The 24,752-nt window shown below is 39.6% G+C and carries 29 protein-coding genes and 1 pseudogene; 25 read left to right on the top strand and 5 right to left on the bottom strand.

The window, feature by feature from the left end:
- Nucleotides 1-196 precede the first annotated feature (196 nt).
- The 15 genes from paaK (at nt 197) to IE222_RS03125 (ending at nt 13,310) form a co-directional block, all read left to right on the top strand.
- Complete coding sequence (gene paaK / locus IE222_RS03195; RefSeq protein ID WP_191269619.1) at nt 197-1,522, top strand: phenylacetate--CoA ligase PaaK; 1,326 nt, start codon at nt 197-199, stop codon at nt 1,520-1,522.
- 232 nt (nt 1,523-1,754) lie between these two features.
- On the top strand, nt 1,755-2,711 hold the full coding sequence (gene paaA / locus IE222_RS03190) for a 1,2-phenylacetyl-CoA epoxidase subunit PaaA (RefSeq protein ID WP_191269617.1): 957 nt from the start codon (nt 1,755-1,757) through the stop codon (nt 2,709-2,711).
- Nucleotides 2,712-2,730: 19 nt separating this feature from the next.
- On the top strand, nt 2,731-3,084 hold the full coding sequence (gene paaB / locus IE222_RS03185) for a 1,2-phenylacetyl-CoA epoxidase subunit PaaB (RefSeq protein WP_191269615.1): 354 nt from the start codon (nt 2,731-2,733) through the stop codon (nt 3,082-3,084).
- Complete coding sequence (gene paaC / locus IE222_RS03180; RefSeq protein WP_191269613.1) at nt 3,077-3,889, top strand: 1,2-phenylacetyl-CoA epoxidase subunit PaaC; 813 nt, start codon at nt 3,077-3,079, stop codon at nt 3,887-3,889. The genes paaB and paaC overlap by 8 nt, the downstream gene beginning before the upstream one ends.
- 37 nt (nt 3,890-3,926) lie before the next feature.
- Nucleotides 3,927-4,427, top strand: a complete 501-nt coding sequence (gene paaD / locus IE222_RS03175; protein WP_191269611.1) for a 1,2-phenylacetyl-CoA epoxidase subunit PaaD — start codon at nt 3,927-3,929, stop codon at nt 4,425-4,427.
- A 59-nt stretch (nt 4,428-4,486) separates the two neighbouring features.
- Entirely contained in the window at nt 4,487-4,792 is a 306-nt protein-coding gene (locus IE222_RS03170; protein ID WP_191269608.1) for an EthD family reductase, read from the top strand.
- On the top strand, nt 4,789-5,565 hold the full coding sequence (locus IE222_RS03165; RefSeq protein ID WP_191269606.1) for an enoyl-CoA hydratase/isomerase family protein: 777 nt from the start codon (nt 4,789-4,791) through the stop codon (nt 5,563-5,565). Before IE222_RS03170 ends, IE222_RS03165 begins: the two co-directional genes overlap by 4 nt.
- Before the next feature lie 4 nt (nt 5,566-5,569).
- Nucleotides 5,570-6,343, top strand: a complete 774-nt coding sequence (locus IE222_RS03160) for an enoyl-CoA hydratase-related protein (protein WP_191269604.1) — start codon at nt 5,570-5,572, stop codon at nt 6,341-6,343.
- 15 nt (nt 6,344-6,358) lie between these two features.
- Nucleotides 6,359-7,870 (top strand): aldehyde dehydrogenase family protein, encoded by a 1,512-nt coding sequence (locus tag IE222_RS03155; protein ID WP_191269602.1) that lies wholly within the window; start codon nt 6,359-6,361, stop codon nt 7,868-7,870.
- A 72-nt stretch (nt 7,871-7,942) separates the two neighbouring features.
- Nucleotides 7,943-8,812 (top strand): 3-hydroxyacyl-CoA dehydrogenase, encoded by an 870-nt coding sequence (locus IE222_RS03150; RefSeq protein ID WP_191269600.1) that lies wholly within the window; start codon nt 7,943-7,945, stop codon nt 8,810-8,812.
- Nucleotides 8,809-10,014, top strand: a complete 1,206-nt coding sequence (locus IE222_RS03145) for an acetyl-CoA C-acyltransferase (protein WP_191269598.1) — start codon at nt 8,809-8,811, stop codon at nt 10,012-10,014. The genes IE222_RS03150 and IE222_RS03145 overlap by 4 nt, the downstream gene beginning before the upstream one ends.
- A 65-nt stretch (nt 10,015-10,079) precedes the next feature.
- On the top strand, nt 10,080-10,856 hold the full coding sequence (locus IE222_RS03140) for an enoyl-CoA hydratase-related protein (protein WP_191269596.1): 777 nt from the start codon (nt 10,080-10,082) through the stop codon (nt 10,854-10,856).
- Between the two features lie 81 nt (nt 10,857-10,937).
- Entirely contained in the window at nt 10,938-11,822 is an 885-nt protein-coding gene (paaX, locus tag IE222_RS03135; protein ID WP_223282562.1) for a phenylacetic acid degradation operon negative regulatory protein PaaX, read from the top strand.
- 82 nt (nt 11,823-11,904) lie between these two features.
- The gene (locus IE222_RS03130) at nt 11,905-12,855 is read left to right on the top strand and encodes an NAD(P)H-dependent flavin oxidoreductase (RefSeq protein WP_191269594.1); all 951 of its coding nucleotides are present in this window, start codon (nt 11,905-11,907) and stop codon (nt 12,853-12,855) included.
- 32 nt (nt 12,856-12,887) lie between these two features.
- On the top strand, nt 12,888-13,310 hold the full coding sequence (locus IE222_RS03125) for a PaaI family thioesterase (RefSeq protein WP_191269592.1): 423 nt from the start codon (nt 12,888-12,890) through the stop codon (nt 13,308-13,310).
- Between the two features lie 40 nt (nt 13,311-13,350).
- Here IE222_RS03125 and IE222_RS03120 read toward each other — a convergent pair.
- Both IE222_RS03120 and IE222_RS03115 read right to left on the bottom strand, forming a co-directional pair.
- Nucleotides 13,351-15,150, bottom strand: a pseudogene (locus IE222_RS03120) (M3 family oligoendopeptidase).
- A 110-nt stretch (nt 15,151-15,260) separates the two neighbouring features.
- Entirely contained in the window at nt 15,261-15,428 is a 168-nt protein-coding gene (locus IE222_RS03115; protein WP_191270227.1) for a hypothetical protein, read from the bottom strand.
- A gap of 160 nt (nt 15,429-15,588) precedes the next feature.
- Here IE222_RS03115 and IE222_RS03110 point away from each other — a divergent pair, with 160 nt between their 5' ends.
- Complete coding sequence (locus IE222_RS03110; protein ID WP_191269590.1) at nt 15,589-16,560, top strand: F510_1955 family glycosylhydrolase; 972 nt, start codon at nt 15,589-15,591, stop codon at nt 16,558-16,560.
- Between the two features lie 38 nt (nt 16,561-16,598).
- Here IE222_RS03110 and sigK read toward each other — a convergent pair whose 3' ends face one another.
- The gene (gene sigK, locus IE222_RS03105; protein WP_007087829.1) at nt 16,599-17,315 is read right to left on the bottom strand and encodes an RNA polymerase sporulation sigma factor SigK; all 717 of its coding nucleotides are present in this window, start codon (nt 17,313-17,315) and stop codon (nt 16,599-16,601) included.
- Nucleotides 17,316-17,494: 179 nt separating this feature from the next.
- Entirely contained in the window at nt 17,495-18,034 is a 540-nt protein-coding gene (gene pssA, locus IE222_RS03100) for a CDP-diacylglycerol--serine O-phosphatidyltransferase (protein WP_191269588.1), read from the bottom strand.
- A gap of 124 nt (nt 18,035-18,158) precedes the next feature.
- On the opposite strand from pssA, the gene IE222_RS03095 reads away from it, so the two are divergent.
- Nucleotides 18,159-18,947: a phosphatidylserine decarboxylase gene (locus IE222_RS03095; protein WP_191269586.1), complete on the top strand. Its 789-nt coding sequence runs from the start codon at nt 18,159-18,161 to the stop codon at nt 18,945-18,947.
- 66 nt (nt 18,948-19,013) lie between these two features.
- On the opposite strand, the gene IE222_RS03090 is transcribed toward IE222_RS03095, so the two are convergent.
- Nucleotides 19,014-19,154, bottom strand: coding sequence for a sporulation histidine kinase inhibitor Sda (locus IE222_RS03090; protein WP_191269584.1), 141 nt, complete (start codon nt 19,152-19,154; stop codon nt 19,014-19,016).
- Nucleotides 19,155-19,608: 454 nt separating this feature from the next.
- Here IE222_RS03090 and IE222_RS03085 point away from each other — a divergent pair, with 454 nt between their 5' ends.
- From IE222_RS03085 to IE222_RS03050, 8 genes are read left to right on the top strand one after another with little or no spacing between them, the layout of a single operon-like run.
- Nucleotides 19,609-20,124 (top strand): YqeG family HAD IIIA-type phosphatase, encoded by a 516-nt coding sequence (locus tag IE222_RS03085; RefSeq protein ID WP_191269582.1) that lies wholly within the window; start codon nt 19,609-19,611, stop codon nt 20,122-20,124.
- Nucleotides 20,125-20,127: 3 nt separating this feature from the next.
- A complete protein-coding gene (yqeH, locus tag IE222_RS03080) occupies nt 20,128-21,240 on the top strand; it encodes a ribosome biogenesis GTPase YqeH (protein WP_191269580.1) in 1,113 nt (370 codons plus the stop codon).
- A 24-nt stretch (nt 21,241-21,264) separates the two neighbouring features.
- Nucleotides 21,265-22,110 (top strand): shikimate dehydrogenase, encoded by an 846-nt coding sequence (aroE, locus tag IE222_RS03075; RefSeq protein WP_191269578.1) that lies wholly within the window; start codon nt 21,265-21,267, stop codon nt 22,108-22,110.
- A complete protein-coding gene (yhbY, locus tag IE222_RS03070; protein WP_191269576.1) occupies nt 22,097-22,387 on the top strand; it encodes a ribosome assembly RNA-binding protein YhbY in 291 nt (96 codons plus the stop codon). The genes aroE and yhbY overlap by 14 nt, the downstream gene beginning before the upstream one ends.
- Before the next feature lie 13 nt (nt 22,388-22,400).
- Nucleotides 22,401-22,970 carry a nicotinate-nucleotide adenylyltransferase gene (locus IE222_RS03065; RefSeq protein WP_191269574.1) on the top strand — a complete coding sequence of 190 codons (570 nt, stop codon included), beginning with the start codon at nt 22,401-22,403 and terminating at the stop codon, nt 22,968-22,970.
- A complete protein-coding gene (gene yqeK / locus IE222_RS03060; RefSeq protein ID WP_191269572.1) occupies nt 22,960-23,526 on the top strand; it encodes a bis(5'-nucleosyl)-tetraphosphatase (symmetrical) YqeK in 567 nt (188 codons plus the stop codon). Before IE222_RS03065 ends, yqeK begins: the two co-directional genes overlap by 11 nt.
- 3 nt (nt 23,527-23,529) lie before the next feature.
- On the top strand, nt 23,530-23,886 hold the full coding sequence (gene rsfS / locus IE222_RS03055; RefSeq protein WP_191269570.1) for a ribosome silencing factor: 357 nt from the start codon (nt 23,530-23,532) through the stop codon (nt 23,884-23,886).
- Entirely contained in the window at nt 23,883-24,650 is a 768-nt protein-coding gene (locus IE222_RS03050; RefSeq protein WP_191269569.1) for a class I SAM-dependent DNA methyltransferase, read from the top strand. The genes rsfS and IE222_RS03050 overlap by 4 nt, the downstream gene beginning before the upstream one ends.
- Nucleotides 24,651-24,752 lie beyond the last annotated feature (102 nt).

The following is a 24,752-nucleotide window of genomic DNA, read 5'->3' as shown; positions in this document are numbered from 1 at the left end:
GAATAATTTTTTTGGTATTTTTTGCTGAAAACCCTTACATTAATAGGGTTTTTCGGATGTGAAGCGATTCCAATAATAAAAAAATTCAGTTAACATTATTGACACGGTGTTAATGTGGTATTAATCTATAAGTATATTACTGAATTTCAACAATCGTTTATTTAGTGTTATTACAGTCAAGGAGGTATTCGAAAAAATGTACAATCATGAAATTGAAACTATAAACCGTACTGATTTGGAAAAATTACAGTTGTCACACCTTCAACAGACGGTAAAAAGGGTATATGAAAATGTCCCGTTTTATAAATCAAAATTTGATGAAATCGGAATAACACCTGATGATATCCAATCTTTAGATGATCTTAGAAAACTTCCATTTACAAAGAAAAAGGACCTGCGTGATCAATATCCATTTGGATTATTTGCTGTTCCGATGGATGAGGTAAACAGGATTCATGGCTCATCAGGAACGAGCGGAAAACCAACAGTGGTTGGCTATACAAAAAATGATATAAAAAATTGGGCTTCTATCGTAGCTCGAGCTATAGTCTCGGCAGGAGGAAGAAAAGGTGATATTTTCCACAATGCCTATGGATATGGATTATTTACCGGCGGACTCGGTCTTCATTATGGAGCGGAAGAGCTAGGTGTAGCAACAGTTCCTATCTCTGGCGGAAATACTGATAGACAAATCACAATTATTGATGATTTTAAGCCAAGAGGTATTTGTGGAACGCCGTCATATATTTTAAATATTGTTGAACATATGGAACAAATAGGAATGAACCCACGGGAAACAAGTCTTGAATATGGAATTTTTGGTGCTGAACCATGGACAGAGGAAATGCGGGCAACATTAGAACGTAAGCTGGATATTAAAGCCATTGATATATACGGTTTAAGTGAAGTAATGGGACCAGGTGTTGCTATAGAGTGTTATGAGGCACAAGACGGCCTGCATATTGCTGAAGACCACTTTATCGTAGAGGTGCTTAATCCAGAAACATTAGAACCTGTAGAAGATGGTCAGGATGGGGAACTCGTATTTACAAGTTTAACCAAAGAGGCGATGCCGGTTATTCGATACCGGACTGGTGATATTGCATCGATTACCCGTGAAAGATGTAAGTGCGGCAGAACCCACACACGGATGTCCCGTCTTAAAGGGCGTACCGATGATATGCTTATTATTCGCGGTGTAAACGTTTTCCCTTCGGAAATTGAGCGCGTACTTTTGCAAATTGAAGGACTTGTCCCAAATTATCAAATTCACTTAATTAAAAAAGGCAGCCTAGATAGTGTTGAACTTCATGTAGAGATTGAAAATTACCTTTATGCAAAGATCGGTCAAGACTTAGCACATCCTGAATTACAAAAGTTGAAGCGTAACATCCAGCATCAAATGAAAAACAGCTGTTTAGTATCGATGGATACAATCATTAATAAACCAGGCAGCCTTCCTCGTTCTGACGGAAAAGCAAAACGAGTGGTTGATAAAAGAAATACTGTACCAGCTGTCTAAAATGAAATCGCTTAATTAGTAATTTCTAAATATACAATATGAATATTAATAGAGATATGCTTCCATCTATGGTACTTTACACTTTCATGAAAACCGAAAGTGTAAAGTCCTATAAAAGTGCAAGAAAAAAGTACACTCAGGGTTGAAAAAAGGGGATATTCTTGCTTTTTATATAACATTAAAATACAATAACGTTAATAATGCGTTATATAGTGAAAAGGTGGTATGAATTATGAGCGTTCTAGAACGTGAGCTAAACGAACATGAGAAATTGGAACAGTTTATCGCTAGAATCGAAGCAGGTGACAAGATTGAAGCAGATGATTGGATGCCAGAGGAGTACCGGATGGCGTTAATCAAATTAATTTCCATGCATGGTATCAGTGAAATTATGGGCGCACTCCCAGAAAAAGAATGGGTGCCGAAAGCTCCTTCACTAAGACGTAAATTAGGGATCATGGCGAAAGTTCAGGACGAAATGGGTCATGGCCAGCTGCTTCTACGTGTAGCGGAAGATTTGTTAAAACCTTATAGAAAAGATCGCGGCGATCTGATGATGGATTTATTCAGCGGAAAATTAAAGTTTCATAATGTCTTCCATATGCCTGCGAAGACATGGGCGGATGCAGGAGTTATTGGATGGCTTGTTGATGGTGCAGCGATTATCACACAAACAAATATGCTGAATGCTTCATACGGACCTTATTCAAGAGCACTTCACCGCATTTGTGCCGAAGAGGTATTCCATGCACATCACGGTGAGTCCATTATAATGGCACTGGCAGAAGGAACAGAGGAGCAAAAACAAATGCTGCAAGAGTCCTTGAATGGCTGGTGGGAAGCGCTTCTTATGTTTTTCGGTCCTGCAAGCAGTACAACAACTGGTTCAAGTAAACAGGATGTAACCATTAAATACAAAATCCGGACTAGTACAAATGAAGAGCTCAGACAGAGCTTCTTTACAAAGTATATTCCACGAATTTTATCATTAGGTTTAACGATTCCAGATCCAACATTGCGATTTGATGAAGAGCAAAAAGTATGGATTTACCAACAGCCAGATTGGACTAAGTTCAAACAAATTATTACAAACAACGGACCGCGTTCACAGGCCCGTCTGAATTTAAGAAGAGTATCATACGAAAATAACGCATGGGTGCGCGATGCCTTAAGTGCGGCATCAAATTAATTTAAAGGAGAAGGTAAATATGGAGCAAAAGAAAACTTTTTATCGTGAATTTGAAGTCTTCAGTAAACGGACACCTTCTTCACCATTTTTGCATCAATTCAGCTTGCTGGCACCAAATGCTGAAATGGCAATGGTGATGGCTCAAGAAAATTTTATGCGACGGGAACCAGTGGCTGATATTTGGGTAGTAGAACGTGAAAACATCCACGGTTTATCACTAGAAGAAAAGGCAGCCCTAGGCCGATTAGATAATAAGGATTACCGGGAAACAAAAGGGTATGGCTACTTGAAAAAGAAATGGCGCTATTACCAACAAAAAATGTTTGATGAAAAAGAAATCCTATCATGGTCAGGAGGTAACAAACATGACTGAACTAAATATAACAACAAATCCTGAAAATAAGGCCGCAGTAGTAAGTTTGTTATTTCAGCTAGCAGACGATGACTTCCTATACTCCTTCAGAGGATCCGAATGGTTAGGCTTAGCGCCGCATATTGAAGAAGATGTAGCCTCATCTTCCATTAGTCAGGACAGTATGGGACATGCGGCAATGTTTTACCAATTGCTAGAGGAATTAGGTTTAGATAATGCCGATGCATTAGCCCATTTACGTCCCGCTAAGGAAAGAAGAAATAGTATTTTAGTAGAAAGACAAAATGGTGAAGGCTATTACATGGATGTTCCAAAATATGATTGGGCCTTTGCAGTCGTTCGAAATTATTTTTATACAGCTGCAAAGAAAATTAAAATTGAATCATTAAAAAATAGCTCTTATGAGCCATTAGCAAATGTAGCTGTTAAAGTAAATATTGAATTATATTATCATTTATTACATTGGAAAACTTGGTTTGCTCAGCTATTAAATTCAACAGAAGATGCAAAGCAAAGAATGCAGGCTGCCATTGAACAGGTTATGAAAGATTTCGGAGATGTTTTCTCTTTGGGAACAGAAGGAGAAAAAATGGTTGAAATAGGTTTAATTGAAGAGGAAAAGGTTCTTGTTCAAAGATGGAAAGAACAATTGAAACCAGTGTTTGAATCTTTAAATCTATCCATTCCTGAGATTCCAGCATCGCCTGCAGCAAATGGACGTAACTTTGAGCATACAGAGGATTTAGAATCTGCTATTTCAACACTTTCAGAGGTTTATCGTATAGATACAGCTGCTTCTTGGTAATCCGCATTTTCATAATTCATCAGAAAGGGGTGTAATCATGCAAATGGCTATAAATTCACTGGAAAAGAAAGTATTAGGGGTGTTAGAGGAAGTCCATGACCCTGAAATTAACACAGTGAGTATTATCGACCTTGGTATGGTAGAGGAAGTTAACGTCCAAGACAGTGTGGTGAATATTAAGATTCTTCCGACCTTCTTAGGCTGTCCGGCACTTGAACTTATAAAAGAAAATATAAAAAAGGCAGTCAAATCGATTGATGAAGTACAACAGGTCAATGTTCAATTTATCAATCACCCGCCATGGACATCAGATCGTATATCTGAACAGGGCAGAAAAGGTTTAAAGGAATTTGGTATTGCTCCTCCGCCTCGTCTGATGGATAGTGATGGATCATGGCATGTGGATTGTCCGTTTTGCGGCTCAACATATGTGACAATGGAAAACATTTTTGGACCTACTGCATGCAGAAGCATTTTATACTGTAAAAATTGTAAAAATCCGTTTGAAGCAATGAAACCCATTTCAACATTAATGTAAATCATCGTTGCTTGGAGCGAAAATCAACAGTCAACTAATAAAAAGTGAGGAGAATGAATATGGCAAAATTAATCGCTTTATATAAACAACCTGAAGACAAAGCAGCATTTGATGAACATTATAATAACGTTCACGTACCTATTACTGAAAAGATTCCTGGTTTACGAGAAATAAAAGTAACGAAATTTACAGGCACGCCAATGGGCGGAGAGCCTCCTTATTATTTAATGTGTGAAATGCGCTATGACAGCATGGAAGATTTACAAAACGGTATGCGCTCCGAGGAAGGAAAGGCTTCTGGAAAAGATTTAATGAAATTTGCAGGTAAGCTTGTTACTTTAGTTATCGGGGAAGACGATGAATGAAATCATATGAATTTATTGAAGCCTCTCTAAGTGATGGAATTGCGCTAATCGAGTTAAACAGACCAGCTCAATATAATGCATTGAATCGAACAATGGTGAGGGAAATTGTTGATGCAGTGGAATCGTTTGATCGGAATGAAGAGGTGCGTGTCATTGTTTTGACTGGAAAAGGCCGTGCATTCTCAGCAGGGGCTGATATAGATGAAATGGCAGGAGATGACCCTGTACGGCTGGAACTGTTAAATCAATTTGCCGATTGGGATCGATTGTCATTCATCAAAAAGCCAATTATTGGTGCTGTAAAAGGCTATGTTTTTGGCGGGGGGTTTGAATTAGCATTAAACTGTGATTTGTTAATTGCTGCCAGCGGTACAGAGTTTTCGTTTCCTGAAGTTAATCTTGGTGTAATGCCTGGAGCAGGAGGTACACAGCGATTAACAAAAATTGTCGGAAGAACAAAAGCGCTTGAATGGCTATGGAGCGGCAGCCGTATCCATGCTGAAACAGCTATTCAGCATGGCCTAATAAACCGAATTGTATCACCGGAATTATTAATGGAAGAAACGATGAAAATGGCTAAACAAATAGCAGTTCAAGCACCGCTAGCCATCCGCTTAATAAAAGATTCTGTCAATAAAGCAGTTGATTATTCCCTTTACGAAGGCATGCAATATGAACGGAAGAACTTCTATTTATTGTTTGCCTCAGAGGACCAAAAAGAAGGAATGACTGCATTTATTGAAAAACGTAAGCCGGACTTTAAAGGGAGATAACCATATGTATGAAACGATCACTTATTTGATAAACAATGGTGCTGCCTGGATTACATTAAACAGGCCCAATACGTTAAATGCATTTGTTTCCAAAATGAATCAAGAAATTACCCATGCGATTAAAACAGCTTCTGCTTCTGATGAGGTTCGGGCAATCGTCATCACTGGTGCCGGGCGGGGGTTTTGCTCTGGTCAAGACTTGTCAGAAGTAGATGAACATATGGATCATGGCGAAGTGTTAAGAAAACATTATGGACCAATGATAAAGCAAATCTACCAGTGTGAAAAGCCCATTATTGCTGCTGTAAATGGAGTAGCGGCCGGTGCCGGGTTCAGCCTCGCACTTGCTTGTGATTTTCGCCTGATGTCAGACCGTGCCAGCTTTCTTAATGCGTTCGTCCATATCGGTTTAATTCCGGATTCAGGGAATAGTTATTTTCTTACTAGATTAGTAGGAGAAGCACGGGCACTTGAAATTTCAGTTTTAGGTGAAAAAATAAAAGCTGAACAGGCATTATCATTAGGATTAGCAACGAAAGTGTTTCCGGCCGATCACTTTGAGGCGGAGGTTCAGCAATTTACAGAGCGAATTGCGTCAATGCCAACAAAAGCAGTGGGTTTAATAAAACGGACAATAAAAGCAGCCGGTAACACTTCCTTCCAAGATTATTTGGAAGAAGAAGCTCAAGGACAAAGAATAGCCGGATTAACAAAAGATCATCGTGAAGGTGTGCAAGCATTTATCGAAAAAAGAAAACCGGTATTTGTCGGAAAATAACAGGAGGTCAACGAAATGTCTACAGTACAAACTAATGAAGCAGTTACTTTAAAAAGAGACTTTTATCATTTAATCATTAATGGTGAAAAAGTAGAAGGTTCAACTGGTCAAACCATTAAAACATATAACCCTGCAACTGGAGAATTATTAGCAGAAGTAGCAAAAGCAAGTCAAGAGGATGCTGAAAAAGCAGTACTTGCAGCTCGCGAATCATTTGATCATGGAAAATGGCGTAAATATCCTGTTGGCCGCCGTTCACAAGTGTTAAATAAAATCGCTGCCATTATGCGCTCCCGTTTTAACGAAATCGTAGAATTAGAAATTTTAGATACCGGAAAATCTTTGGCTGCGGCTCAAGGACAGGTAAGTCAGGCGATTGAAGATTTTGAATTTTACGCAGGTGCGATTGTCGGACATCGCGGTGTTGTGAACAACATGCCTGGACAATTCCATAATTACACGGAAAAGGAGCCTGTCGGTGTTTGCGCCCAAATCATTCCATGGAACTACCCGCTTATGATGGCTGCTTGGAAAATTGCACCGGCAATTGCTGTAGGATGTTCTGTTATCGTAAAACCTGCTAGCTTAACACCGCTGACAGCTATTATTCTAGGTGAGATTTGTTTAGAAGCAGGCGTGCCGGCCGGGGTAGTTAATATCGTTCCAGGATCGGGTTCAGAAGTTGGAAATTATCTTGTTGAACATCCGCAGGTTGATAAAGTTGCCTTCACAGGTTCAACACCAATCGGGAAAGATATCATGAAAAAAGCATCTAATACATTAAAGCGTGTAACACTTGAGCTGGGCGGTAAGTCTCCGAATCTAGTATTTGAAGACGCAGATATTGATGCAGCTGTTGATGGCTCACTATTTGGTATTTTCTATAACACAGGTCAATCCTGTGAAGCTCGTTCTCGTTTGTATGTACATGAAGATATTTACGACGAGTTTGTTACTAAATTTGTAGAGAAAACGAAAAAACTCGTACTTGGCAACCCATTTGATAAAGGTACACATGTTGGGGCGATTATTGACCAAGGACAATTGGATGTTATTGATGGCTTTGTGAAATCAGCGATTGATGAAGGTGCAACCATCTTAGCTGGAGGCAAGCCTGCCAAAGTAGATGGCTACGAAGAGGGGTTCTGGTATGAGCCAACTGTTATTGCAGATGTTAACCACGACATGACGGTTGTTAAAGAAGAAATCTTTGGTCCAGTTGTTGTTATTATGAAATTTAAGGATGAAAAAGAAGCGATCCGTCTTGCAAATGATACGGAGTTTGGTTTAGGTTCAGCGGTTTGGTCGAAAGACGGTGCCCGTGCAACCCGCGTTGCTAATCAAATTCAAGCGGGAATCGTCATGGTGAACTGCCCATTCTCTGCATTCCCTGGTACCCCATTTGGCGGATATAAGCAATCTGGTTTTGGCCGTGAGCTTTGCATCGAAACACTAGATCTTTATACAGAAACAAAGAGTATTATTTCTTATTATGGAAGTCGTCCATTAAATCCACTAGGAGTTTAAGTAACCACTTGTACGAATGAGACTGCACTTTCTCATTCGTACTTCTTTATACAGGAAAAGGAGAGGTCTGCAATGAAAAATATCATCGTTGTCGGTTCCGGTGTAATGGGACGTGGAATTGCTTATGTCAGTGCAATTGGCGGATTTACTGTTTCATTGGTAGATGTAAACGAAAAGGCGCTTGAGAGTGCTAAAAATGAACTTAATTTAATTTTTGCCAAAGGACTTGAGAGAGGGAAAATTTCTCCTGAACTAGAACAGCAGGCAAAAACAAATTTATCTTATTTAAGCGATCTGCCTAAGGCTTGCTCAGAAGCAGATTTAATTATTGAAGCGGTGCCGGAAAAGGCTGAAATTAAGAAGCAGGTATTTGAAACAATGGAGCAGTATGCACCTGAACACTGTCTTTTTGCAACGAATACTTCGACAATGAGTCCTACAGAAATTGCTTCTTATGGCAAGCGGGCTGATAGGACCATTGCTATGCACTTCTTTAATCCAGTACACAAGATGCCGCTTGTTGAAATCGTACGTGGTCTAGAAACAAGTGATGAAACAGCGGAAACGATTAAAAAAGTGGCAGAGCAAATGGGGAAAGAAACAGTGGTCATCAATGAATTCCCTGGTTTTGTAACAAGCCGTATCAGCTGCCTTGTGGGCAATGAAGCCTTCTATATGCTGCAGGAAGGACTTGGTACACCTGAAGACATTGATAAAGCTATCAAGCTTGGTCTGAATTTTCCTATGGGACCATTTGAATTAGTCGACCTTGTTGGTCTTGATGCGAGATTGAACAATTTACGCTACTTACATGAAAAATTAGGGGAAAAATATCGCCCGGCTCCTTTACTGGAGCAATATGTAAAGGCAGGGAGATTAGGCCGTAAAGTAGGCAAAGGTGTATATGATTATAGCAAGAAAGAAGAGTTGGTGAAAAAATGAAAGAAGTAGTAATCATTGATGCAGTTAGAACACCAATTGGTAAATATAAAGGTGCTTTAAAAAGTGTTCGGCCAGATGACCTAGGTGCTATTGTCATAAAAGCCCTGCTAGACAGAAACCCTAATCTTCCTCCAGAGCAAATCGAAGATGTTATTTTTGGTAACGCCAATCAAGCAGGAGAGGATAATCGGAATGTAGCGCGAATGTCTGCCTTGCTTGCGGGGCTGCCAATTACTGTAGGCGGAACAACGATTAACAGGCTTTGCGGTTCAGGTCTTGATGCTGTCATTTATGCGGCAAGGTCTATTGCTGTAGGCGAAGGGGATATTTATATTGCCGGCGGTACGGAGAGCATGACGAGAGCGCCGCTGGTCATGGCCAAACCAGAAGCTGATTTTCCAAGAGGTTCCATGGAACTTCAGGATACAACGATTGGCTGGCGTTTTACCAACAAGAAATTAGAAGCCATGTACGGGGCAGAAACGATGCCGAAAACGGCAGAGAACGTTGCCCAGCGTTATTCGATTACACGTGAAGAGCAAGATGCATTTGCTTTGGAAAGCCAGCAGCGTGCAAAAAAAGCCATGGAAAACGAGCGTTTTGCAAATGAAATTGTTCCTGTCACATTTAAGGATCGAAAGGGTAATGAGGTTGTCGTTACAATGGATGAACATCCGCGCCCAGATACCTCTTTAGAGAAACTGGGAAAATTAAGACCGATTTTTGAAGGCGGAACAGTTACTGCTGGAAATGCCTCTGGAGTTAATGACGGGGCATCAGCTCTGTTATTAATGAGCGCTGAAAAAGCAAAAGAGCTTGGGTTAAAGCCGCTTGCCAGGTACGTTGTTGGTGCAGTAGCCGGTCTAGAACCATCTGTTATGGGTCTTGGTCCAATTTATGCGACTAGAAAAGCACTTAGCAGGGCGAATTTATCAGTTGAGAGTATTGGGTTAATTGAATTAAATGAGGCGTTTGCATCTCAGTCTATTGAATGTATCAAACAGCTTGGCCTTGACCAAGAAAAAGTAAACGTAAACGGCGGGGCGATTGCATTTGGACATCCGCTTGGTGCAAGCGGGGCGAGAATTTTAACGACGCTTGTCCATGAAATGAAAAAACAAAATGTTCAATATGGACTTGCTACCATGTGTATCGGGGTAGGTCAAGGGATTGCAGCTATTATAGAAAATATTAACGATTAATCTTAAAGCCCTTATTTAGCTAGCTATATAAGGGCTTTTTGGTAAAAGAAGGAGCTGATTGGTTAATGTCAAACGTATTATTTAAAGTAGAAAATCATATTGGGTATGTAACAGTGAATCGCGCTGATGTACTAAATTGTTTTAACTATGAAACTCTGCATGAACTTCAAGAGATTGTCAATGCTATTTCGCTTAATCAAGATGTTCATGTTGTCATTTTTACCGGTGCTGGTGAAAAGGCATTTAGCGCTGGTGCGGATTTGAAGGAAAGAAAAACGTTAAATGAAACAGAGGTAAGAAGGAATGTAAAAGCGATTCGCGATGTGTTTAACAGTATTGCCATGCTGCCGCAGCCAACAATTGCAGCTGTTAACGGCTATGCCCTTGGCGGCGGATTTGAATGGCTGTTATCATGTGATTTTGCGATAGCCGCTGAAGGAGTTTCAATGGGACTGACTGAAACAAGCTGGGCCATCATTCCAGGAGCGGGTGGAACGCAGCGCCTGCCGCGGTTAATCGGTGAAACAAAGGCGAAGGAGCTTATTTTTACAGCCAAAAAAATATCAGCTGAAGAAGCACAAAGCTTAGGAATTGTGCTGCAGGTTGTGCCGAGAAGTGAATTGCTTTCTGCTTGTCAGGAATTTGCAGCAAAAATAATGAAAAATGGGCCAGTAGCCATCAGGCAGGCCAAGTATGCGATAACAAGAGGAATTAACACAGACCTGCAAACAGGTCTAGAAATCGAAGCGAAGGCCTATGAAATAACCATACCAACAGAGGACCGAATCGAAGCATTACAGGCATTCAGTGAGAAAAGAGCGCCGCAATTTAAAGGGAAATAAACTTTTCTTTTTTAAAAAAATCGATATAATAAAAACGTCCGTATAAAAAATGAAATATTGGGAAGTGGAGGTGAGCAGCTTTTGGGGGAAAATACACGTTCGATGATTTTTACCATTTACGGGGATTATATCCACCACTATGGCAATAAAATTTGGATCGGCAGTTTAATTCGGTTGTTAAAGGAATTTGGTCATAATGAGCAGGCGGTCCGTGTTGCTGTCTCTCGTATGTTAAAACAGGGCTGGCTGGAATCAGAAAAGAGGGAAAATCGCAGCTATTATTATCTTACAAAGCTTGGTGTGAGCCGTATTGAGGAAGCGGGGAAGCGGATTTTTAAACTTAATCCAAATGATTGGGATGGAAAGTGGCGTATCTTAATGTATACCATTCCAGAAGAAAAACGCTCGATTCGCGATGAGCTTAGGCAGGAATTATTATGGAGCGGTTTCGGCAGTTTTTCAAACGGATGCTGGATTTCGCCGAACAACTTAGAAAAAGAGATGAAGCTTCTTATTCAAAAATATGACATCAGTGATTATGTCGATTATTTCGTTTCTGAATATATTGGTCCGAAAGACAATCAAACACTCGTTCAGAAAAGCTGGCAGTTATGCGAAGTCGTAGATAAATACGAAGAATTTATAATTAAGTACAGTAAACAATTCATTGCAAACCAAGAAATTATTAATCGTGGCGAAATGTCAGATGCAGAGTGTTTTGTGGAGCGGACAAACCTTGTCCACGAATATCGGAAATTTCTATTTATCGATCCCGGTCTACCAAAAGAATTATTGCCCGATAACTGGAACGGAACACTTGCAGCATCTTTATTTAATCAATATTATCGAGTTCTTGCAGAGCCTTCAAGCCGTTTCTTTGAAAGCATTTTTAAAGATGACAATGATATCTGCAAAAAAGATGAATCTTACGATGCTCAATACCATCCGTTTATGGTTCAGCAATAAATTTAGCAGCTTTTCTTCATTAAAGAAGAGCTGCTTTGTTGTAAATGGAATTAGTGTACTAGTCCTGTAAGGGGGAAGCCAAATGAACTATGTCAATCAATTGCTTTCGATAAAATACCCTATTATTCAAGGGGGAATGGGGAACATCAGCAATGCCCAGCTAACAGCAGCAGTATCGAACGCCGGCGGTCTAGGGACAATTGGATGTGGAACCATGACTCCAGATCAAGTAGAAGCTATCATTAAAGAAACAAAGGAAAAAACAGCACTGCCATTTGCGATTAATATACCGATTAATGTCAGCTCCTATACAGAAGAAATAATTCAACTTGTCATCAAGCATAAAATCCCGGTTGTATCTTTATCTGCTGGTAACCCAGCGCCATATATTCCATTGTTGCACGAACATAACATTAAAGTAATTGTTATTGTTGCGGCTGTCAAACATGCCAAGAAGGCAGAAGAGGCAGGAGCGGATATTCTGGCAGCGGAAGGATTTGAAGCTGCAGGGATTAATTCAAACTTAGAATTGACAACATTTACGCTAATCCCGCAAATCTGTAAACAGGTGTCTATTCCGGTTCTGGCTGCTGGAGGAATAGGAGATGGTCGAGGTTTAGCTGCTGCTTTGATGTTAGGGGCTTCAGGGGTGCAATTGGGGACACGGTTAATCGCCACTAAGGATGCCCCATTTCATTCTGCATATAAACAAAGACTAATGGATGCGAACGATCATGAAACAGTTATTCTAGGGCGTACGGTTGGTCAAGTGCGGCGGGTCCTAAAATCACCTTATGCCAAACAAATTATTGATTTAGAACGGAGTGGTATGTCCATCGAACAATATCAAGAGATGACTTCGGAGAATTATCATTTGAATGGCGCCTTGCTCGGGGACGACCAAAACGGCTTTATGAACAGCGGGCAGGTTGCCGGCCTGATCGAAGATATTCCAACCGTCAAGGAATTATTAGACGGAATGATGAACGAGGCTAGGACTGTTATGGAGGAGCGCTTACATCGTTTTATCTAAAAAGAAGAGCAGTTATAAAAGGGGCGTTGGCTATGGGGAATGTTATTAAACGATTTGACCTAATGGGGGTTGTAACAAAAGGGGTAAAGCCGCCAAACTGTGATGAAACTTTACAAATTAGAGTAAATGATGCCAATGATGGAATTGCAAGAGGAATTTGGCAGGTCGATGAAAGGTTTATTAATGGTTTAGGGGTTGCTATGGGCGGCTTTGTTTCTTCTGCCGCTGATATTATGATGGCCTATGCAGTTGCTTCGAAATTGCACAATGGTCAATCCTTTACCTCGATTGATTTACATACAACATTTCATCGGCCTGTTCTAATGGGAGAGGTTATAGTTGAGGCAAGAGTTGAAAGAATAGGAAAACGGACAGCGTATGTTGTCGCTGATTTGGTTCAAAACGAAAAGAAAACAGCCAGCGTGGTCTCATCTGTAATGATTATCGGTGAATAGGGGTTAAAGGGGGAGTTCTAACCGTCCCCCTTTTTTGAACTTATATATTTTTAGTAATCTCTAAAAATTCATTAATATCATCAAGACAGATGTTGACCGCTTTTTCCCAGAAATCTTTTTGTGTAATATCAACACTAAGATGTTTCTTCGCAAGGTCTTCAACAGTCATAGATGCCGTATCCCTTAATAGGGCAATATATTTTTCCTCATAACCTTTTCCTTCCTGAAGCGCCTGAGCATAGATTCCTAAGGAGAAAAGGTAGCCAAATGTATATGGGAAGTTATAGAAAGGCACACCTGTGATAAAAAAGTGCAGTTTAGAAGCCCAGAACAGTGGATGGTACTCTTCTAAGGCGTTGCAGTAAGCATCCTTTTGCGCTTGAAGCATTAATTCATTTAAACGCTCCACAGCCACTGGTCCTCGTTTTCTTTCTTCGTAAAAACGTGTTTCAAACAAGAAGCGGGCATGGATATTCATGAGCAGCGCAACTGTTCTTTGAATTTTATCATCAAGTAGTACAAGCTTTTCTTCTTCGTCCTTGGCATTTTTCACAGCTGCGTCAGCTACAATCATTTCGGCAAAGGTCGAAGCTGTTTCAGCAACATTCATCGCATACATGCGATTTAAATTGTGAATTCCTCTCATGGAGTACGTATGAAATCCGTGGCCAAGCTCATGGGCTAGGGTCGAGACATTTGATGGCGTTCCTGAATAAGTCATGAAAATCCGTGATTGTTCATTTTCAGGGAAGAAGGTACAAAAGCCTCCTGGTGCCTTCCCCGTGCGGTCAGCAGCCTCAATCCACTGTTCTTCGAAAGCCTTTTTCGCAAAAGAAGCCATTTTCTCACCGAATAAAGAAAAATTTTGCTCAATAAATTCGGCTCCTTCTTGATAGGACATTTTTGTTTCCGTTTTGCCATATGGGGCATCTAAATCAAACCAGCTTAATTTCTTAAGTCCTAAAAGCTTAGCCTTTCGCTCCAAATATTCTACAAGTTTTTGCTTGTTTTCCGAAATCACCGCCCACATTGTATCAAGGGTTTCCTGTTTCATGCGGTTGATTTTTAGCGGCTCATCTAAAACATTTTCCCAGCCTCTTTTGTTATAGACACTTAATCGGAAACCGGATAAATGGTTCAATGTTTTACCTAAAAAGTCAGCTTGTTCACCCCAAGCTTTTTCCCAGTTATTGAAAATGTTCGCCCGAATTTCACGATCGGGGCTTGAGAATTTATTAAATGCCTGGCCGACAGAAAGCAGCTGTTCCTGGTCATTTTCGATAAACGGAACTTTTATTTTACTAACGATAAGATCATACAATTGTCCCCAGCTATGATAGCCATCAACACCTAGAGCGCTGATTAGAGCTTCCTCCTCTTTTGACAGTTTATCCTTTGCCCGATCCCGGCGCTCTGTTAATACGAAGGAAAGCTCGTTTAAAGATTCGTCAGTAAAAAGCTTGTTCCAAATCTCATCTTCTATGGTTGTTAATGTATTATCAAAAGTACCAATGGCAGTTTGGAAAGCTGCACTTAAACTAGTAACAATCGAATCAAGTGTATAAGCTTTTTTATCATCGGTATTTTCAGCTTGCAAACAGCCGACAAAAGCTCCTGCTTGACGAAGCTTTTTGGCCGCAGTCTCGAAATCAGTGAGCAGTTCTTTTTAGTATTGACTGTCTAAAGGTGAGTTCTTTGGCGTCCAGGAATTTACTTTTGCATGAAACTGTTTAATTACTTCTTCTGTTTGTACCAGATGGTCTTTGAACTCCTGTGAATCGCTGCCGCCTTTAAAAAATACATCAAGATTCCAAACATCTGAATATGTAACCGCTGTCATAAAAATACCTCCTTTAAATATATCCAATACTATTTTATATTTAATATTCGAAAAAATCTAATACCTGAATTATAAAAAGCCTATGCCAATTAGCATAAGCTATGGATAAATCAATAAAAGGATGCATACCACCACCAAGCTCCAAAGATCGCTAACAGGATAAATAAAACGATGATGATCGCAATCCATATTCCCCCCCAGCCTCTACGCCCGCCATACGGAGAATAGCTATATGGTGATGGATAACCGTATGAAGGATATGGATAACCAGTAGGCATACGATATACCCCCTCTCATCTTTTATTATTAAGATATGTAGACATTTTTTCAGTTGAATAGGCAGAAGCGGAAGAAGCGGGGAATCAGTCTATATAATTTGACATTCGTAACGATACTGGGGTATAAGTGGAGGGATAAGGATTTCCGGAGGAGATAGCATTGAAGAAAAGCGCTTTATTAAGTATTTTAACAATAATTTTATTAATTGCTGCTGGCTGCACAAATAACACTAAAAAGGAATCAAAGATTAGTAATGAAAATAAAGAGAATAATGCTAATGTTCCTTACGAAATAAAGGAAGCTAAGTCGCTTAAAGTAAGCCGGATTTTTGGCATTGGCTATCCAGGTAATGATCATGGTCTTTATATCGCGTCAAATAAAGGCTTGAAAATATACCAGGAAGGTAAATGGTATGAATCAACCTCGAATCGCCATCAGTATATGGGATTCCAGGCTATTGAGGAAGGTTTTATAGCTAGCGGCAAGCCGCAGAATGGAACCGATTTTAAGAATCCGCTTGGCATTGTGAAGAGTCAGGATAAAGGAAAAAGTCTTGAAAAAATAGCTTTCTACGGGAAAGCTAATTTTCACTTTATGGCAGCAGCCTATAATGGACCCGCACTTTATGTGATTAGCGAAGAACCAAGTGAGAAATTAAGTCTAGGTGTGAATTATACAAAAGATTTCGGTGAAAGCTGGAAAAAAAGTGAGCTTAAAGGGTTTAACGCTGATTCCCTAGGGATGATTGCTGTGCATCCACGCAATGCTGATTCCTTAGCAATGGCGACAAGATCAGGTATTTATTACTCCAATGACAATGGGAATACAATGAAGCTTGTAACGGAGCCATTAATGGTAACGGCATTGACGTTCATGGATGATACTCTGTTATTTTCTAGTGTAGAAAATGAGAAAATTATGTTAAAGAGCTTAAATCTGAAAACAGGAAAACAAGCAGCGTATAACTTTCCTTTTCTTGATTATGATAACCCGATTACATATTTAGCGGTTAATCCAAAGAACAATAAACAATTGGCGTTTACAACCTATAAAAATGACGTATATGAGTCAACGGATAGCGGGAATAAATGGGTAAATGTGCTTCAAGAAGGTAAAAAAGGGCGGGATTAATAAATCCCGCTCTTTCTTTGTTCTAGCTATCGTTTTTATTAACTTTTCTTTTTCCGTTCTTTTTCAGCGCGATAAAATTCATGGAACATTTTCATTAATGCCCGCTTTTCAATTCTTGATACATAGCTTCTTGAAATGCCCAGCTCTTTAGCAATTTCCCGCTGTGTTTTTTCCTTTTGTAAATCAAGGCCGAATCGGCCAATGATTACTTCCTTCTCACGATTATCCAAAACCTCAATATATTTTTTGATTTTTTCAAGCTCCATATTAAGCTGGATTGTATCGATGACGTCCTCTGATTCAGATTTCAGAACGTCGATTAAAGAAATTTCATTTCCTTCTTTATCCTGACCAATTGGATCATGCAACGAAACATCTTTTTTCGTTTTTTTTAACGCTCTTAGGTGCATGAGAATTTCATTTTCAATACAGCGGGCTGCATAAGTCGCAAGCTTTGTTCCTTTACCTTCGGAATAGCTTTCAATCGCTTTAATGAGACCAATGGTTCCAATGGAGATGAGGTCCTCAGAATCCTCTCCGGTGTTTTCGAATTTTTTTACAATATGTGCGACTAGGCGTAAATTGTGTTCAATCAGCATATTACGTGCATGCGGGTCCCCTTCAGCCATTAACCGCAAATACTTTCTTTCATCTGCAGCGGAAAGGGGTTGAGGAAAGGCGTTGTTCTTTACATAAGATACAAGAAATAAAAACTCCTTCATTAAATAACCAAGAGCTGTTAAGATTCCAGACATCCATATCCCCCCCGAAACTTTGGACTATAGCCTATTATTAATTCCTATGAAAAAAACGAGAAATTGTGTCTGTCCAAATAATTTTATTTGGCAGGAAGTCGAGAATAAAAAAAAAGACCTACCCGGCTAAGTGCCGAAATAAGCCTTTTTTAATAATATGTTGAAAATAGGAATGAAAATTAGACCTTTTTTAGTTTAAAGGTACTTACCATTAGGAAGGATAAAATAATAATAGTAAATAAGAACGTTTGTGATGGCAGGTAAGGAATTGCTAAATAACTTAGCGTTGCCAGACATCCTGCAGCAGTGATCGGAAGTCCGGTAAAATAGCCGTTGCTTTCTGAAATATTAAATCTTGCTAGTCTAAATGCCCCGCATCCAATATAGAAAACGGTAAAGAATGAACCTGGTCCGCCGAATTCATGTAAAATTCCTTGATATAGTAATAGTGCTGGAGCCACTCCAAATGATATAATATCACTCATGGAATCCAATTGTTTGCCAAGTTCGGATTCAATATTAAATTTGCGGGCAATCATTCCATCAAACCGGTCGGCTAATGCAGCGATAAAAATGAGGAGCAAGCTTAATCGTAAATTTCCATCTAAACCAAAAACAATCGCAAATCCGCCTAATGATAAGTTGGTTAATGTCATTACATTGGCAGTTTGTGCTTTCAGCTTTTTAATGGTTTGGTCAAGTACATCCAATAAAAACACTTTTCCTTACCACCCCTTTCAAATAATAGGTGTTTTGTTTTTGTCAGTTAATCTATAATATTTAATTGTAATGTTTTTATGTCTATTCGTAAAGAGTATTTTTACACTTTTTGGGGGTCATTTCATGCTTCAGCTGTTGTATCGTATGCTAATTGAATTAACAAATGGCAGGTGGTCATCGTCCATTTTACAGAAATTTGCCCGTTCTCGAGTCAGCAGGATGATGGTACCGTCATTTGCAAAGGTCTACCATTTAAAGCAGGAAGAAATGGAGAAAGGTATAAGTGAGTATCCGACTTTACATGATTTATTTGTCAGACAGTTAAAAAAGGATGCAAGAAACATTCATCAAGGTAGAAATTCTGTTGTCAGTCCGGTTGATGCTGTAATAGAGGATATTGGTTCGATTACAGAACAAAGTGAAATCATAGTTAAAGAAAAGGTATATTCCATTGAAGAAATGCTTGGGGACCGTGATGTTTTAACAAAGTATCTTAATGGAACTTATATGATTCTTTATTTAAGCCCAAGTCATTATCATCGAATACATAGCCCTGTTGATGGAATTGTTAAAAAGCAGTGGACGCTCGGCTCCAAATCTTATCCGGTTAATAAGTGGGGGTTAAAATACGGGGTCCGTACGCTTGCAAAAAACTATCGGGTCATTACTGAGATTAAAACAAAATTTGGGAATGTGTCAGTTGTTAAGGTAGGAGCAATGTTTGTAAATTCAATTGAAACTACCTTTAAAGGGGAGGAATTAAAAAAGGGCGAGGAGATGGCCTTTTTCACTTTCGGCTCTACGGTTGTCTTGTTATTCGAAAAGGAAATCTTTCAAGTGGATCCATCCATTCTTACTCCAAAAGAAATTAAAATGGGAGAACAAATTGGTACTCTCAGAGTAAAAGAATAAACGGCGCTAAAAAGGCGCCGTTATTATATGTGGCCAATAAAAAAGAAGGCCCTTAAAGGGCGGTGTTTAGGAAGATAATTTGATTTTATTGTATAATGAACGACGGCGGATTTCTGATTCAATAAGATTAATAAAATCTTCACTTAAGTTTAATTCAATTGCTTTATAATAGGATTCAATTAATAACTCATCGGACAGTTTGCGCATGTAAGGCTCCACCTCCAATTATGAAATTTTATGTTCTATTTGCCTAAAAGGATCCATAGAATAGTATGTTCTTAGGTGTACCCTTAATCTACCAAATTTAATCCTTTAGAACAATCGTTCTAGTTGTCCACAAATACAGGTGGATAACTTGTGGTTAATTTGTTTATAAGGTGAGGAAAAGTGGCTGATTCAATGGGTATAATGTTAATAACTTTATCCACAGACGATAAAGATGGGGGAATTTGTCGAAAACTTTTTTAAAACTTTCTAAAAAAGTTCATATTTATGTGGAATTACACTTCTCATTGTTCTTTTTTATTTGAAAACCCTCATGTATTGTAATATTTTGATGAACAATAGGAACAACATATATTCTTTGAAACGAAGGATATAATTGGTTAGAATGGTACAAGGAAAGTGAAAGTTTGATTTTACTTAATGGGGTGTTATCTTAGTGTTGAAACAATTTTTACCAAATGAACATTTCAAGAGCGTTCTTGAAATATCCCCCGAACAATTAAAGGCAAGGGGGATTAAAGGGATTATTACAGATTTGGACAATACGCTCGTGGAGTGGGATCGTCCAAGTGCCACGCCTCAGCTTGTCCAATGGTTCGAAGATATAAAGAAGCAAAATATTTTAGTTACCATCGTTTCTAATAATAATGAACAAAGGGTGAAGGCGTTTGCCGACCCTCTCAATATTCCATTTATTTTTCGGGCGCGGAAGCCGTTGTCAAGGGCATTTAATCAGGCTTTAGGGCAAATGGGAATTAAAAAAGAAGAGGCCGTCGTGATTGGCGATCAATTACTAACCGATGTACTGGGCGGAAACCGCAGCGGCTTTCAAACGATTCTTGTTGTGCCGGTTGCCCAGACGGACGGATTAGCAACAAAATTTAACCGCTTTGTGGAACGAAGAATTATGAACTGGTTCCGAAAAAAAGGTATGCTTCAGTGGGAGGATTAATCAGTGAGTGACCCAAAACAACAAATTTGTATCGGCTGTGGAGTAACCGTTCAGACAGAAAATCCGGATATAATCGGTTATGCTCCTGCCTCTGCATTAGAGAAAGAAACAATTATTTGCCAACGCTGTTACCGGTTAAAACATTATAATGAGATTCAGGACGTAAGCTTAACGGATGATGATTTTTTAAAAATCTTAAATGGAATTAGTCAGACGGATGCGCTGATAGTGATGGTTGTAGATATTTTTGATTTTAACGGAAGCTGGCTTCCGGGCATCCATCGTTTTGCCGGAAACAATAAAGTTGTTCTTGTAGGCAACAAGGTGGATCTCTTGCCGAAGTCTGTCAAGCATAATAAGCTAATCCATTGGATGAAGCAAGAGGCCAGAGATCTTGGCTTAAGACCAGAAGAAGTCTTTTTGGTAAGTGCCGGAAAAGGCTGGATGATGAAGGAAACGGCTGCAGCCATTGATGAGTTGCGAAATGGCAAGGATGTCTATGTGGTAGGCTGTACAAATGTAGGGAAATCTACCTTTATTAATCGAATAATTAAGGAAGTAACCGGAGAAGGCGATGTGATTACCACTTCCCATTTTCCCGGAACGACATTAGATATGATTCGAATCCCGCTTGATGATGGGAAAGCGTTAATCGATACTCCGGGAATCATTAATCACCATCAAATGGCTCATTTCGTTGATAAAGGCGATTTAAAATTGATTACTCCGAAAAAGGAAATTAAGCCAAAAGTGTATCAGTTAAATGAAGGTCAGACGTTATTTTTCGGCGGATTGGCACGGTTTGATTACATCAGCGGCAGCGAGAAACGCTCGTTTGTTTGTTATTTAGCCAATGAACTGGCAATCCACCGGACGAAAACTGAAAAGGCCGCTGAGCTTTATGAAAATCATCTAGGAGAATTACTGGCACCGCCAAGACCGGAACAAGTGAAGTCGTTTCCTGAGCTGGTCAAACAGGAATACGTCATCAAGGAAGCTAAAACAGATATTGTCTTTTCAGGGCTCGGCTGGGTAACGGTAAATGAGCCGGGTGTAAAAGTAGCAGCCTATGTGCCTAAGGGTGTGGAAACAGTTTTACGAAAATCATTAATCTAAGTTAAATAGGGGATAGGAGAACGGATGAAGAAACTATATGCGGTAATCGGAAACCCAATTGGACACTCGATGTCTCCAATTATGCATAACGATTTATTTTCATTTTATCAAATTGATGCCAGCTATCTTCCTTTTCAGATAAAAAGTGAGAACCTGAAGGATGCGGTTAACGGGTTTAAAGCAATTGGCATAGGCGGATTTAATGTAACAGTGCCCCATAAAACAGATATTATCCCTTTGCTTGATGAAGTGGATGAATTTGCTGCATGCATTGGAGCTGTTAATACAGTGGTCAATGAAAATGGCAGACTAAAGGGTTATAATACAGATGGGCCAGGCTTTTTAAAAGGCCTTCAAGTCTACATGCCAAGCACAGCCGGCAAAAAAATATTAATTGTCGGCGCTGGGGGTGCTGCCCGAGCTATCTATTTTACCTTAGCGAAGGAAAAGCCGGCAGCTGTTGATATTGCTAATCGGACAGTTGAAAAAGCAGAAAGCTTAATTGCTGAATGTCCTTATTCCGTTACATCCTCGGCTTGGACATTAGCAGAAGCAGAGGGAAATTTAGCTGTTTACGATTTAATTGTACAAACTACACTGATCGGAATGGCTCCTAAAATGGCGGAACAGCCGATTGACCTGACTAATGTTAGGAAACAGGCATTGGTTTGTGATATTATTTACAATCCATTGCAGACAAAATTTTTGCAAGATGCCAGTGACAGGGGAGCAAATATTCAAAACGGGATTGAGATGTTTGTGTATCAGGGAGCCCTTGCATTTGAAAAATGGACAGGCATTTTCCCGGATGTTGAAAGAATGAGAGAAAATGTATTAAATCAACTAGGAGGACAACATGTTAACAGGTAAACAAAAAAGATTTTTACGTTCTAAAGCCCATCACTTGGATCCAATTTTTCAAGTAGGAAAAGGCGGCGTAAATGAAAATATGGTTAAACAAATTGCGGATGCCCTTGAAGCTCGGGAACTATTAAAGATAAGTATTTTACAAAACTGTGAAGAAGATAAAACCGTGGTTGCTGAAGAACTAGCTTCCGGCACTGGGGCAGAGATTGCCCAGATAATCGGGAATACAATTGTTCTTTACAAGGAATCAGTTGAAAATAAACAAATAACTCTTCCATAAAGGGGAGACTTTGATGAAGAAAGTCGGGATTTTGGGCGGTACCTTTAATCCGCCCCATTTCGGACATCTTTTGATTGCCAATGAGGTTCTGGAAACTCTTGAACTTGATGAAATTTGGTTTATGCCAAATCATGAGCCGCCGCATAAAAAGAAACTGGACTCAGTGAAAGATCATGAGCGGGTTGAAATGCTGAAGCTCGCTGTTGGCAGCAATCCAGCCTTTCGCCTGCAGCTGATTGAACTGAACAGGGAAGGGCCATCCTATACGATTGACACGATGAAATTGCTTAATGAAACATATAAAGATCATCAATTCTTCTTTATTATCGGTGCAGATATGATTGAATATTTACCACATTGGCATCAGATTGATGAACTCGTCAAGCTTGTCCGATTTGTCGGGGTTAAGCGGCCGTCCTACAGCCATCAAACGGATTATCCGGTTATATATGTCGACATACCGGCAATTGATGTATCATCAAGTATGATCAGAGATAGATTTAAGGACGGAAAGACGGTTAAATATCTTCTGCCGGATGATATCATCTCTTATATTGAGGAGAATCATTTATATGGAACGTGAAAAAGCATTAAAACTTGTAAAAGAACAATTAACCGAACATCGTTATCAGCATACGTTAGGTGTTATGGAAACAGCAATTGACTTAGCAAGACGATATGGCGCTGATGAAAAAAAGGCAGAGCTGGCAGCTATTTTTCATGACTATGCTAAATTTAGGCCAAAAGAAGAAATGAAGCAAACTATAATCGAACAAGGATTTCCTCAAGATCTGCTTGAATATAATGCCGAACTGTGGCATGCACCTGTTGGAGCATACTTAACGGAAAAAGAGGCAGGAATTACAGATCAGGAAATTCTTGCAGCCATAAGATATCATACGTCCGGAAGACCGGGAATGAGCATACTTGAGAAGGTTGTTTACTTAGCCGATTATATTGAGCCTGGCCGGCATTTCCCTGGTGTTGACGAAGTCCGCGGCCTAGCTAAGGAAAGCTTAGAAAAAGCATTGATTAAGTCGGTGCAAAATACGATTTTATTTTTATTAAAAAAGAATCAAATGGTCTACCCAGAAACATTTCATACGTATAATGATTTAATTAAAAATCAGGAGGCTTGATGAATGACAAATCAAGAGTTACTTAATCTTACCGTAAAAGCTGCAGATGACAAACGCGCGGAAAATATTACTGCGCTGAACATGCAGGGGATTTCTCTAATTGCCGATTATTTTATTATCTGCCACGGAAATTCTGATAAACAAGTTCAGGCGATTGCGCGGGAAATCCGTGAAAAAGCTCAAGAGAATGGCTTTGAAGTGAAACGAATGGAAGGTTTTGATGAAGGACGCTGGGTGTTAATTGATCTTGGCGATGTAGTGGCCCATGTCTTCCACCGTGATGAAAGAGTTTATTATAATTTGGAACGGCTTTGGGGCGATGCACCTAGGGTGGATATCCTTAGCGGGTCCAATTCATGAGCTATAAACAATTTGCTTATCTTTACGACGAACTTATGAGTGAGGCCCCATATGACGAATGGGTTCGGTTTGTTAAAGAAAAGCTTGTTAGTTATAGCAGCTTGAATGACTCAAGCCCCACGGAGCCGCTGCGCATCCTAGATTTAGCATGTGGCACTGGTGAGCTGTCGGTTCGTTTTGCTAAAGAAGAATTTCAAGTTATAGGTGTCGATTTGTCTGAGGACATGCTGATGGTTGCTAAGAAAAAAGCAGACACAGAGGGATTAGCCATTCCGTTTTATCAGCAGGATATGGTGGAACTTGAAGGGTTAGGGCAATTTGATGTGATCGGTATTTTTTGTGATTCATTAAATTATCTGAAATCTGAGCAGCAGGTGAGGGACACTTTTTCTCGTGCAGCTGCTCACCTTCAGCAAGGTGGGCTGCTCATTTTTGATGTCCATTCGCTTTATAAAGTAAATGAGGTTTTCCTTGAGCAAACGTATGCTTTTAGCGACGACCCAATTTCTTATATTTGGAACAGCTTTCCTGGTGATGATCCAAATAGTGTGGAACATGAGCTTAGTTTTTTTGTTTTGGATGAAAAAACGGGTAAATATGACAGGATCGATGAGCTTCATTACCAGCGCACTTATTCGGTAGAACAATATTCGGGGTGGCTTGAAGAGGCTGGTTTTAAGCTGTTAGAGGTAAATGCGGACTTCGAACACATTGCGCCACAAGCTGATTCTGAAAGAATTTTTTATATAGCAGAGAAAAAATAAAGCCATCTTTTTTAAAAAAGATGGCTCAGATTGTCGAGTAAAGGTATTTTTCTCGGCAATTTTTTGAACATAAAACCGATATTTATTAACAGATTGTCCCTG

The sequence above is a fragment of the Neobacillus kokaensis genome, assembly GCF_014656545.1.
Lineage (GTDB): Bacteria > Bacillota > Bacilli > Bacillales > Cytobacillaceae > Neobacillus > Neobacillus kokaensis.
The sequence above is the reverse complement of the archived record's forward strand: the minus strand, read 5'-3'. Positions and strand labels throughout refer to the sequence as shown.

Bases quoted from the DNA above. Each gene is read 5' to 3' on its own strand.
- IE222_RS03125 (WP_191269592.1), top strand. From the start codon at position 12,888: ATGGGGAATGTTATTAAACGATTTGACCTAATGGGGGTTGTAACAAAA.
- IE222_RS03170 (WP_191269608.1), top strand. From the start codon at position 4,487: ATGGCAAAATTAATCGCTTTATATAAACAACCTGAAGACAAAGCAGCA.
- IE222_RS03155 (WP_191269602.1), top strand. From the start codon at position 6,359: ATGTCTACAGTACAAACTAATGAAGCAGTTACTTTAAAAAGAGACTTT.
- yhbY (WP_191269576.1), top strand. From the start codon at position 22,097: ATGTTAACAGGTAAACAAAAAAGATTTTTACGTTCTAAAGCCCATCAC.
- paaA (WP_191269617.1), top strand. From the start codon at position 1,755: ATGAGCGTTCTAGAACGTGAGCTAAACGAACATGAGAAATTGGAACAG.
- IE222_RS03160 (WP_191269604.1), top strand. From the start codon at position 5,570: ATGTATGAAACGATCACTTATTTGATAAACAATGGTGCTGCCTGGATT.
- IE222_RS03050 (WP_191269569.1), top strand. From the start codon at position 23,883: ATGAGCTATAAACAATTTGCTTATCTTTACGACGAACTTATGAGTGAG.
- IE222_RS03095 (WP_191269586.1), top strand. From the start codon at position 18,159: ATGCTTCAGCTGTTGTATCGTATGCTAATTGAATTAACAAATGGCAGG.
- paaC (WP_191269613.1), top strand. From the start codon at position 3,077: ATGACTGAACTAAATATAACAACAAATCCTGAAAATAAGGCCGCAGTA.
- rsfS (WP_191269570.1), top strand. From the start codon at position 23,530: ATGACAAATCAAGAGTTACTTAATCTTACCGTAAAAGCTGCAGATGAC.
- IE222_RS03145 (WP_191269598.1), top strand. From the start codon at position 8,809: ATGAAAGAAGTAGTAATCATTGATGCAGTTAGAACACCAATTGGTAAA.
- paaB (WP_191269615.1), top strand. From the start codon at position 2,731: ATGGAGCAAAAGAAAACTTTTTATCGTGAATTTGAAGTCTTCAGTAAA.
- IE222_RS03140 (WP_191269596.1), top strand. From the start codon at position 10,080: ATGTCAAACGTATTATTTAAAGTAGAAAATCATATTGGGTATGTAACA.
- IE222_RS03165 (WP_191269606.1), top strand. From the start codon at position 4,789: ATGAAATCATATGAATTTATTGAAGCCTCTCTAAGTGATGGAATTGCG.
- aroE (WP_191269578.1), top strand. From the start codon at position 21,265: ATGAAGAAACTATATGCGGTAATCGGAAACCCAATTGGACACTCGATG.
- IE222_RS03130 (WP_191269594.1), top strand. From the start codon at position 11,905: ATGAACTATGTCAATCAATTGCTTTCGATAAAATACCCTATTATTCAA.
- IE222_RS03090 (WP_191269584.1), bottom strand. From the start codon at position 19,154: ATGCGCAAACTGTCCGATGAGTTATTAATTGAATCCTATTATAAAGCA.
- paaD (WP_191269611.1), top strand. From the start codon at position 3,927: ATGCAAATGGCTATAAATTCACTGGAAAAGAAAGTATTAGGGGTGTTA.
- IE222_RS03065 (WP_191269574.1), top strand. From the start codon at position 22,401: ATGAAGAAAGTCGGGATTTTGGGCGGTACCTTTAATCCGCCCCATTTC.
- IE222_RS03115 (WP_191270227.1), bottom strand. From the start codon at position 15,428: ATGCCTACTGGTTATCCATATCCTTCATACGGTTATCCATCACCATAT.
- yqeK (WP_191269572.1), top strand. From the start codon at position 22,960: ATGGAACGTGAAAAAGCATTAAAACTTGTAAAAGAACAATTAACCGAA.
- paaK (WP_191269619.1), top strand. From the start codon at position 197: ATGTACAATCATGAAATTGAAACTATAAACCGTACTGATTTGGAAAAA.
- IE222_RS03150 (WP_191269600.1), top strand. From the start codon at position 7,943: ATGAAAAATATCATCGTTGTCGGTTCCGGTGTAATGGGACGTGGAATT.
- sigK (WP_007087829.1), bottom strand. From the start codon at position 17,315: ATGTCTGGAATCTTAACAGCTCTTGGTTATTTAATGAAGGAGTTTTTA.